This window comes from Mesorhizobium sp. M7A.F.Ca.CA.002.05.1.1 (genome assembly GCF_003998335.1).
Lineage (GTDB): Bacteria > Pseudomonadota > Alphaproteobacteria > Rhizobiales > Rhizobiaceae > Mesorhizobium.
On record NZ_RZQI01000468.1, the window covers coordinates 1 to 4,627 of the forward strand.

The window sequence follows — 4,627 nt, forward strand, 5'->3', positions numbered from 1 at the left end:
CTGCGAGAGCCCATGCCGACGAGCGCCAAACAAGGTCTGATGCCTTTCGGCGTCGTGGCCTCAACTCATCGATTCGCGAGAAAAGCATCGAATGCAGCAGCAACGGCGCGAACAACAAAGCGGTGCTCCGGCCGCACGCGGATGAAGCCGTTTTCGACGTCCAGGATCCCCTCCTCAGCCAGCGTCACCAAACTCTCAACTGAATCGAGAAAACGAGCTGGTTCGATTTCGTGGGCGGCACAGATGGTCGGCACGTCGGCCTCCAAATCGCACATCAGTCGCTCGATGATCGCTGCGCGCACCCGGTCATCGTCGGTCAGACGGTGACCCTTTGATGTCGCCAGACGTCCACTTGCGATGTGCCGGGCGTAAGAATCCCGTGTTACTTCGTTCTGAACATACCCCTCGCGGACTCGGCCAATAGCCGACGCGCCGAAGCCGATCACGTTTTGCAAGTATCGGCCGAGTATCCCAGCGAATTACGCCGTAGGCGCCCGGTCTTCTGGCGCTAGCGCAAGTTCGTCGTCCGGCGGAGCGAAATGATCGAGCCCGATCTCCCGGTAGCCAGCGCCAACCAGTGTCTCGGCGACAGTTGCAGCCTGTTCGGCGCGAAGATCGCCGTCCGGTAGACCTGCCTGCTCGATTAGGCGCTGATTCTTTATCACGGAAGGAATATGCGCGTATCCGAACACCGCAAGCCGGTTGGGGCGCATGGCGACCGCAGCCATCGCGGTCTGGATGCAGGACTGCACAGTCTGTTTCGGTAGACCGAAGATGAGGTCGAAGTTGATATGGCCAACGCCATGCCGGCGGAGATTTTGGACTGCAGCGGCCGTCTGCACCTTACTCTGGATCCGATTGATCGCCTTTGCACATCGGGATCAAAGCTCTGCATCCGATGCTCGCGCGGTTGACACCGTTAGCTGCCAGGGCTTCGGCCATTTCCGGTGTGAACGTTCGGGGATCGATCTCCACGGCGATCGCAGCAGTTTTGCTGAAAGCGAAGTGGCGGCGTAGAAATTCCATCAGCGCCAAGTGCTCGGCTGGCCCGATAAGGTGAGGCGTTCCGCCGCCGAAATGCACATCGCTCACCGGCAGCCCTTGCCGCACTTGCTCCGACACCAAACTGATCTCCTGACGCAGCACCGCTAAATAATTAAGGATCGGGCCGTTGCGACGGATGACCGCGGTAGGGAAGCCGCAATACCAGCACATGGATCGGCAAAACGGAATGTGGAAATAGAGCGACACCGATTCGTCGGCCGGGAGGCCCCCCAGCCATTCCTCATAATCGTCAGCACCAACTGCCGCAGAGAAGTCTGGCACAGTCGGATAGATGGTATACCAAGGCGGCCGGGGGTCCCGGTACTTTGTCAGGATTGAGGTGTGCAAGGAGCTGTCATCCCACGTCGCTCATCCATCATTCTTTCGTTGCGCGCTCGTCCTGGTCTCTGACCTAAGTCAGTGCGTCCCGCTTATGTCGCAGTCTCGTTTGGACAGGATGGGGTCAACCACGCCGGGGAGCGCGCGTGCCATGGTTGCGCCTGAGGTGATGGTGCGGTGCCGCATTCAACGTCTGAGTACGTGACGCCAGTGCAGTGTGCTTGAGGCGTCTGCGGAAGAACTTTGCAATGCGAAATTCATGTCCGACGCAACGGACCTGTCAAGCCTCGTTCAGACGCCATCCAGGTCCAGCCAGCGGCCTTCCCTGCCGGCCGAAAAACCATACCGGCTTTAGCCACCGAGACGCTCTAAAGCTGACGTCGGCTCATTTGATGAAAGGAGGACGCCGCTAGGGGGTGCACAAGGTTCCCCGGCTTGACGTCGCTTCGAGCGAAGAGCGGTGTGGCTTGTCGTCAAGCGCCGGGCAGCGTGCCCCCTACCGATATCCCGAAAAGATCGACCAAGATGGCCATGCCGACGCCACACGCGGTCTGGATGAGGCCGACCATGAAAATGCGATTGGCGCGTTCGTAGATGGGGCGCCGCAAGGAACTCATGTCGAGCAGCATGGACAGCGCTCTCATCTGCAGTGCGATGCCGAGCAGGATCGGCACTACGGCGAACAGATCGTAGAGTTGCCATGGCAAGGGGTTCGCGGCCCAATGAGTGAGGAAGCCGAGGGAAAAGGCAAGCAGGATACCCACGGCAGTGATTGTGCCGTTGCGGAAAATGGTCTCGATCGGTTCTTCCTTCGGATCGTGCTCGTCCAAGCGGCTTCCTTTCGTTGCTCTTTCCGTCGAGACTAAGTTCTCGAGAATACTGTTCATCGCCAATTACTCGAGGCGAGCCGTAGGCAGCCGTTTCAGGGTGCGCTCCCTCTCGCTTCCGGCCGCGCAATGTACCTGCACGGCGAACTTACAGCGGCGAAAAGGTGCTGCGGCCACCATGCGACGCCTCGGACGTGCACGCCCTCTGTTCCTGGCGCAGCCCTTGCGGAGCGTACGCGCAGTGATCCTTCTCGGTAGCGGATGGCGCGGCCTCCGTTGCGGTCAGACGGGAAGCCGTCGCTGTTAAACGAGACTGTCACATATCGAACATGGCGAACCGTGTCGCACATTTCTTTTCGCAGTGACCCTCAAAAAAAGTGATTCCAGCGAGACGAAGGCGCGTCGGCCCGATTTTGGTGTCGGCCGCATCTACGCTTCAGGTTGGCATGTCGCTTGCTGCTCTATTCGGAGAGCTGCAGCGGTCCGACCGGAGTGTTTCACATGTAAACGATAATGAATCTCCTAGCAGAAAACACTATTATAAGTACATGTGGCTTTTACGCTGGCTCACCTCTCGTGTCAAGCGCTTTGGCGTCCACATATTGGAGACAACACGCACAAAATTTAGAGGAAAAGCTTGCTCTTTCGCCTCTATCCTTTTTATTCCTTCATGGAGATCTAGACATGTACATCAAGAGTCCTCTTCTCGGCTTAACTGCTCTGATGACCATTTCCGTCGGTCGAGCAGCTGGCGCCGAGCGGGAACCGGCCGAGTACATCAAGATCTGCGACGTCCTCGGCTCGGGATATTCCTATATTCCCAACACCGAGACCTGCCTGCGCATCGGCGGCTATGTCCGTTACGATATCGGCCTGGGTGACGTCCGATCGTATGACAGCGCAAGAACCTCGGACGTGAGAACTGGCGAGGACCAAGGCACTTGGCGAAACAGCACACGCTTCACGTTCAAAACTTGGACCGGCCAGCAGACCGAGCTCGGCGCGTTGACGACCTATACCGAAACCCAGGTGAATTTTGGCAACAGCGCTAACTCGCATGACAGTCCTCAGAACTATGATTTCAACAGCGGCCTCGCACTGGCTTCTGCCTGGGTCGAGCTGGGAGGCCTGCGAGTTGGCAAGGAGGGGTCGGCCTTCGATACGTTTGCAAGCTACGCTGGCAACGTTCTCGATAGTATGCTCGTTCCGTCGGCCGGCTTCGACACCAACGTGGCTCAGTACCACTTCGACGCCGGCAACGGCATTTCGACTGTGATTTCGCTCGAACAAGGATCGGGCTCAGCCGGTACTATCGACAGCTATATTCCGCACGTTGTCGCCGGCTTGAAATACACGCAAGGCTGGGGCTCGATCACCGGCGTCGCGGCTTATGACAGCAATTACGAAGCTTTTGCCGGCAAGATCCGCGTCGACGTCGCTGTCACAAACCAGCTGTCGCTGTTTGGACTCTTCGGCTACGGTTCCAATGCCAGTCTCAACGAGGACTCAAACGGCGCAATTGCCAATCATGGGCGCGGCTCGTACAAAATCTGGAACGGCCAGTGGGCTTTCTGGGCGGGCGCCACCTACGAGTTTGACGAGAAAACTTCGTTCAACCTTCAGGTCTCGGGTGATCAGCTCAAGGATGCTGGTGTGGCTGCAAACGTCGCCTACATGGTCGTTCCCGGCTTCACGGTCACAGCCGAGGTCGATTACGACCACTACGGCAACTCTGGCCTCGGCCCTGCCGAGCCTACCGCCGTCAAGGGCACGAGCAAGCCGAACAGCGTCGGCGGCATTCTCCGCTTACAAGGCTCATTTTGAAATCTCTCCAGTCGCGAGCATGGCAAAGGCACTTGCCTCGACAACGCACGCATGGAGAGCTTCGTTCGCCATCTTGAAGTCTGCATCGACCGTCCACGGCCCATCGTACCAACTAGAAACTGAAAGTTATGAGCCCTGTGTACTACACCTAGCCCTTGACCTGCCCGATGAACCGGCCAGGGGCCGTCAGTTCAAATTCGGGGCCGTTTAGAGGGCAGTGTGAGGCCGTGTTAGGTAAGCGCCACTGCAATGTCGAGGCCGCGACACGCCTGTCGCTTTGGACGGCTGGAATTGCCCTTCGCGGCGCCATTCATTCTCTCAACATTTACGTGATAATGCACGCTGAGTCCGAGCCGCGTGGCAGCACCCATCCTAGGTCACTATCGGGGGGCCTTAAACCTGAACAGCTCCATCGTCGCGGCTGCTGCGGAAGCAGGAGCTATCACTGGGACCCGTACTGGTGCTTGTCAGCCGCTGAGCCGCTACTTCGTCTTAGGAAGAGCATTGTCCTTGCCAAAAGCCGGCCAGTATTTCGAGATTGCCAGTGTGGCGCCGGCTGAAGAGAAATGACCATAGTCGAAATATAAAAACTC

2 protein-coding genes and 1 pseudogene are annotated in these 4,627 nt (G+C 58.0%); 1 reads left to right on the forward strand and 2 read right to left on the reverse strand.

Features of this window, described 5'->3' with window-relative positions; all coding sequences use genetic code 11:
• Positions 1-65 precede the first annotated feature (65 nt).
• Both hemN and EN939_RS21700 read right to left on the reverse strand, forming a co-directional pair.
• Positions 66-1,392: pseudogene (gene hemN, locus EN939_RS21695) on the reverse strand (oxygen-independent coproporphyrinogen III oxidase).
• 464 nt (positions 1,393-1,856) lie between these two features.
• A complete protein-coding gene (locus EN939_RS21700) occupies positions 1,857-2,270 on the reverse strand; it encodes a hypothetical protein (protein WP_372337984.1) in 414 nt (137 codons plus the stop codon).
• A gap of 624 nt (positions 2,271-2,894) precedes the next feature.
• On the opposite strand from EN939_RS21700, the gene EN939_RS21705 reads away from it, so the two are divergent.
• A complete protein-coding gene (locus tag EN939_RS21705; RefSeq protein WP_127213822.1) occupies positions 2,895-4,034 on the forward strand; it encodes a porin in 1,140 nt (379 codons plus the stop codon).
• The last annotated feature ends 593 nt before the right edge of the window (positions 4,035-4,627 follow it).

Excerpts from the sequence above, each read along its gene's own strand:
- EN939_RS21700 (WP_372337984.1), bottom strand. The coding sequence starts at position 2,270 with ATGAACAGTATTCTCGAGAACTTAGTCTCGACGGAAAGAGCAACGAAA.
- EN939_RS21705 (WP_127213822.1), top strand. The coding sequence starts at position 2,895 with ATGTACATCAAGAGTCCTCTTCTCGGCTTAACTGCTCTGATGACCATT.